Origin of the sequence: Mesorhizobium kowhaii (genome assembly GCF_042431665.1) — a bacterium.
In the GTDB taxonomy this organism is placed as follows: Bacteria; Pseudomonadota; Alphaproteobacteria; order Rhizobiales; family Rhizobiaceae; genus Mesorhizobium; species Mesorhizobium kowhaii.
Map to the genome: position 1 here is coordinate 1 of NZ_JBHLYT010000102.1, position 5,301 is coordinate 5,301.

Below are 5,301 nucleotides of genomic sequence, written 5' to 3' on the forward strand. Positions count from 1 at the left end.
CGGAGTTCCGCCAGCGACAGGCCTTCAAGCGAATCATTCGGCGGCAGAGTCACGCAAAGGGTGAATCACAAACCCGCCCCCCTGCAAACCCCACCTCCGCCCGGTAATCTGCCCCGGTTACGGCCTCTTGGTAACCGGGGCAAAACCGGTGGCGTTTGAGCGGGTCGATCTGCTGTTGGGGTTCACTGAGCGGCGACGAGAACGGGAAGCGGTAGGATCTTGCTGCCAGGGATGCCGAGGCGATCGCCGAGATAATCCCAGAAGCTGACACCGAGCTTGTTGCAGGTCTTCATCATGCTGAGCATGGTGTCGCGGGCAGCACGGCCCTGGTCACTGTGGGTTCCGCCGCTGATCTTGCGCCGGGTCACCACGCTGCGGATATCGTTCTCCGAGCCGTTGGTGTGGAGCGGAATGTCCGGGCGTTGGAGGATCCTCAGGAAGCTTTGGCGGTCGGTCCGGATGCGCGCGAGCAGACGGTCGAGGGTCACGAACCTGGTCTTCATGCCGACGATCCGGTCGAACCGCCGGGCCAGTTCCCTGGCTCTTCGGGGCGTGGGATCCAGACACCACGCCTTGATGTCGTTGTAGAGCCACCAGATCCGGCTCTGGATCAGGGCCTTGGCGCGGCGCTGCGGGTCGGTGAAGCTATCGAGGGCATGGATCTGCCGCTCCATGTGGACCCAGCACCGCGCGTGCTCGCCGATTGCGAACTGGCCCGCCCCATCACTGAGGATGACGGTGCCGTCGAGGGCCTTTGCCTCGGTCAGACCGCCCCACAACGCGCCTTCACTGGCGATGCGGAACGGGTCCAGAGGGCCATCCTTGGGCTCCAGGCCATGGGCGAGCAGATGGGCGTCCCATGACGCCGCGTCCTCGAACCCGGACGGCTCGCGCCCGGCATGCAGAAGATCCGTCGTGATCACCGGCAGCCCGCGCTCCAGCATGTAGGCGCGTGAGGCGGCGTTCAGGACCCACCGGGCCGACCCGCCGTGCAGGAGCCGCAGGAAGTTCAGCCGGCTCTTCGACTTGGTGGTCGTGAACACGGCGAACCGGTCATTGCCGATTTGCGTGCACACGCCATTGACCGCGCCATGGCGGGCCCCGGTGTCGTCGACGCTGACCCAACCGGCCGAAGCGAGCCCGGCCGTCAGAACCTGCTTCGCTTCGGCGACAAAGGCGTCGATCTTGCTGGTCAGGATCCGCACGACCTGGCGCTTGGAGATCGACACGCCGAAGTCGCGCAGCAACGCGACGATCCGCTCCACGGTCGATTGACCCTGGTGATAAAGCGACAGCACCAGACGCCGAAGCTCCAAACCGAAGTGGCCGTCGACCCCGTCCGGCAGCGCAGCGACGACGATCCGGCCATCCGGCAAACGCCAGCGGTCCCGATGATAGCGGACCACCCGCCACCCCGATCGTCAGATCCTGCACCACGAAGCTTGTCCGCCCCACAAACCGCGAGCCCGGTGGCGGCTCATAACAAAGACGGCGCTCTTCGGTGACGACCGCCCGACTCGAGCCACGTCGCTTCGGACCCGTTGCCGCAGGTGAGTTCCGCTTGGACGACTGCTCCATCCCGCTCGGCTTCAGCGTCGGGCGCGGCGGTAGACCTTTCAGACGCCGGATCTCATCCTTCAGAGCCGCATTCTCGGCGCGAAGCCCGGCGACCTCTGCCCGCAACTGCAGGATCATGTCGAGCAAGTCCGCAGGGGCCAGCGTTCGAGAATCTGGTGGCTCCGCCATGGCCTGATGGAATCACGCCGCCCGCCAAACCGCCACCCACCCCAACCCGATACACCCGAGTCATAACGCCGCGTCCGCCACCGGTTTTGCCCCGGTTACGGCCTCTTTTCCGCAAGAAGAGGGCGGGAAATACGTCGCGGAAGCACCACGGAAGCAGTCGGTCGGGGTGGCGGGCCTAGCTGCTGTGGCTTTATCTCCTGCGGGCCGGTATCTGCCCGCGTTGCCGCCAGCGTGCAGTATTTTTCAGCCGTATTCGGCATCGCCGCCGCGTGTTTTCTTTTCGGCGACCGGCTCGGCGCGATACTCGCTTGAGCTCGGTTTCACGAGAGCCCGTCCGGCTTTGGCGGATGCGCCCCAGGATATGGGTATTTTACGGCCACCTATTGGGTACTGACTGAGGTATAGATAAGATTGCTATAGCTCACTTTTTTCGCCATTATGAGTTATAGAAAGGCGTTCTATAGCTCATGGCATGGAATTGGGAACAGGCCGACTGGCCGCATTTTACCTACGACAAGATGGCATTGGACCCGCTGGAAAGCGAGTTCCTATTGCGATCGGGCGAGTTCCTCGGCGTCTTTCGTCACGTCGGTTCCGAGGATCGCGATCAGATCCGCATCGAGCTTATCAGCGAAGAGGCCTTGAAGACATCCGCCATTGAAGGGGAATACCTCAACCGCGAGAGCCTGCAATCGTCCTTACGGCAGCAACTTGGGCTTGGAGGTGAAAACAGACGCATTCCTCCAGCGGAGCGAGGCGTCTCCGAAATGATGGCCGACGTGTACTTGCATTTTGCGCAGCCGCTTTCGCATCGCACCCTCTACGCCTGGCACAAGATGGTGATGTCGGGTGAACGGCGTATCGAGACTATCGGCAATTACCGCCAGCATGCCGATGCCATGCAGATCGTCTCCAATCGGCTGGACAAGCCCAAAGTGCATTTCGAAGCGCCACCCTCATCGCGCGTGAAGGCCGAAATAGACGCTTTTACCATCTGGTTCAACGATACCGCGCCCAAGGGCCAGGCTCCGCTACCCGCGCTGACGCGCGCCGGTATCGCGCATCTCTATTTCGAGAGCATCCACCCGTTCGAAGACGGCAACGGCCGCATAGGGCGCGCCCTTTGTGAAAAGGCGCTGGCGCAAAATCTGGGCGAGCCGAGCCTCATCGCGCTAGCCTATACGATCGAGCGTCATCGCAAGGCCTACTACGACAGCCTGGAAGGCAGCAACAAGAGCAACGCGATTACCGACTGGCTGCTCTACTTCGCCAACACGATCCTTGAAGCGCAGCGCGTAACGCTTGCTCGTGTCGAATTCTCCATCGCCAAGGCCAAGTTCTACGAGCATCATCGGGGTCAGTTCAACGAGCGCCAGGAGAAGGTGATCGCTCGCATGTTCCGGGAAGGTATCGACGGTTTCAAGGGTCATCTCAGCGCTGAGAATTACATCGCCATCAGCCAGGCGTCGCGTGCCACGGCGACGAGGGACCTGCAGGATCTGGTTGCCAAGGGTGCGCTGACAAGAACTGGTGAACTCCGACACACACGTTACACGCTGAATATTCGTGACGATCGTGCGTAAATCCCATCAGCGAACGAAGGGACAGGCTGTCAAAGAGCCGGCTTGTCTCAATATCGGTGAGTGGCGGGCAGCTACCCGGCAGGAAGTTGTGGAATGGGTTACCCGCGACCGGAAGCCTAAGAAAAGAGATGGCGGTGCCATTCTCGCGGTCAGGGCACGGCTCAAGCCGGTAGACATCTATTGTTATCTGAAAGCTCGCTTTGGCGAACCGAATGGTTTTCAAAACTTCCTGCGCAAGGACGACAGCGATAACTGGATACACTGGGACTACAGCCTCAAGGCCGGCGGGACCGACGTGTATGTCTGCGGCATGTCGCGCGAGATTCATATCATGGTCGGCGAGGCGCTCACGCACCAGCAGTGGCGGGACCTGATTGTCGGTATCAGAACGGATTATGCGAGGATCGGTCCGCAGAAATCCGCCGTACTACAGAGCCTAGAAAAATTCGTCGTCTTCCAGAACAAGTTTGTCAGTATCGCAGGCCTGTGCGCCGACTTGCACGCAGCTATTGTCGATGCCCCGGCAAAGACTGCTTTTCCAAAGAGATCGCCGGCTGCCAAATCGCGGTTGAAAACTTTGGAAAAAGCCATGCAAGGCGTATCCGCACGCGCAAACGATCTCTTCGGCAACTGTCTAAAGCTTCACCTTCTGATGCCGGTTATGGCCGAGGCCTTCATCAATATGGTGATCCTCATGTTCACGCGCGATGAGATCCGAAATGCCCCGGAGGCCTATCAGGCCTTTATCCGGGCCAAGATTCCCGACCGCCTCGCGCTGCTCAGCCAGCATTGCGATGGCTTTGCACGCGACATCGACAAAAGCACCAACGCCTATGCGCATTTCATGCGCGTCGTCGATAGGAGAAATTTCGCATTGCACGGTAATGTCGATCCTATCCGCGAGCAGATCGAGGTGGTCTATTTCGATGGCAGACGCCCGCTCTTCAATACGCCGGGAAACCATGTCGAACGATTCTTCGAGCATCTCGAAGCGATTCATCGGCCCGAAGAGGTCGTCTCCGATTATGAGGCCGTTCACGCATTTCTGTGGGAAATTACGGAATGCCTGAACCCTCGCACGCAGGCTTTCTTTAAGCAGGTCATTGGGGATGCATACCCCGGGTTCGAAGTCCATAAGAAGCGGGCTACCCGCATCCTGCCCGACCACGTGATGATGGGTATGTTGCCAAGTATGCTCTACGACGACGACCTGAATGTTAAGTGGTGAGCGAGGAGAGTTCTTTGGAACAATTGCTCTAGCCCACATAAGAATTTGCGCGACATGACAAACATGGAATTGGAAAACGCAGGGCGACCAAAGGCGCGTTCTCTCGAAACAATATTTGATGACTTGCGTGTTCTCGCGCAGAGCGCTGGGGCTTTGCATGATATTTCTGCTATCGTGTATCGCGATTGGATCGTTGCTATTGATTTGCGCGAAGGTAATGTCGCCGACGATCCAGAAAAGCGCTGGTCTACCACCAAGCTAAACAGCAATGAGTTCATGCTCTTGCTCGGGCTGATGGTTCAGTCCGCGTCGGATCGCACCTACTCCGTTGTCAATCTTGAGAACGATTTTGCTGACACAGCCGACAAGCTTCTCAGAGAATTCCACGACCGGCTTACACTGGATTCGATGCCGGATTTCAGTGATCCTGCAAAGATCGAAAGGGCTCTCGGTGCCGCTGCTCGGGAAGCCATTTACTATGGAGCTGACAGCTTTCTTTCTCCATCAGCTAGCCCGGAAAATTCATGGGGGTTGGCGGATGTGGTGCAAGCCGTTGAAATGACGTAGGATTTGGTTGCTTAAGCCGATCCGAACCATTTCCCGGAGACCACACCCGCGATGAATGATCTTATGCTGCCGTTGAGCGGTTTGTCATCAGTCGGCGGCAAGTCCGTCGTCGCCCGTTTTGACGGCGGCATGTTGTCCTCGAACAGTGGTGTTCTGGCTCTGGCCGAGGTGGACCGT

Annotated in this window: 4 protein-coding genes; 3 read left to right on the plus strand and 1 reads right to left on the minus strand. The window is 59.1% G+C overall.

The genetic code is table 11. From position 1 onward, the window contains the following. Nucleotides 1-182 precede the first annotated feature (182 nt). Nucleotides 183-1,406, minus strand: coding sequence for an IS66 family transposase (locus tag ACFFNA_RS35245; RefSeq protein ID WP_378924502.1), 1,224 nt, complete (start codon nucleotides 1,404-1,406; stop codon nucleotides 183-185). A gap of 807 nt (nucleotides 1,407-2,213) precedes the next feature. On the opposite strand from ACFFNA_RS35245, the gene ACFFNA_RS35250 reads away from it, so the two are divergent. From ACFFNA_RS35250 to ACFFNA_RS35260, 3 genes are read left to right on the plus strand one after another with little or no spacing between them, the layout of a single operon-like run. Continuing rightward, nucleotides 2,214-3,329: a Fic family protein gene (locus ACFFNA_RS35250; protein WP_378924504.1), complete on the plus strand. Its 1,116-nt coding sequence runs from the start codon at nucleotides 2,214-2,216 to the stop codon at nucleotides 3,327-3,329. Next, nucleotides 3,313-4,557: a hypothetical protein gene (locus ACFFNA_RS35255; RefSeq protein ID WP_143748764.1), complete on the plus strand. Its 1,245-nt coding sequence runs from the start codon at nucleotides 3,313-3,315 to the stop codon at nucleotides 4,555-4,557. The genes ACFFNA_RS35250 and ACFFNA_RS35255 overlap by 17 nt, the downstream gene beginning before the upstream one ends. A gap of 54 nt (nucleotides 4,558-4,611) precedes the next feature. Continuing rightward, nucleotides 4,612-5,124, plus strand: a complete 513-nt coding sequence (locus ACFFNA_RS35260) for a hypothetical protein (RefSeq protein ID WP_378924507.1) — start codon at nucleotides 4,612-4,614, stop codon at nucleotides 5,122-5,124. The last annotated feature ends 177 nt before the right edge of the window (nucleotides 5,125-5,301 follow it).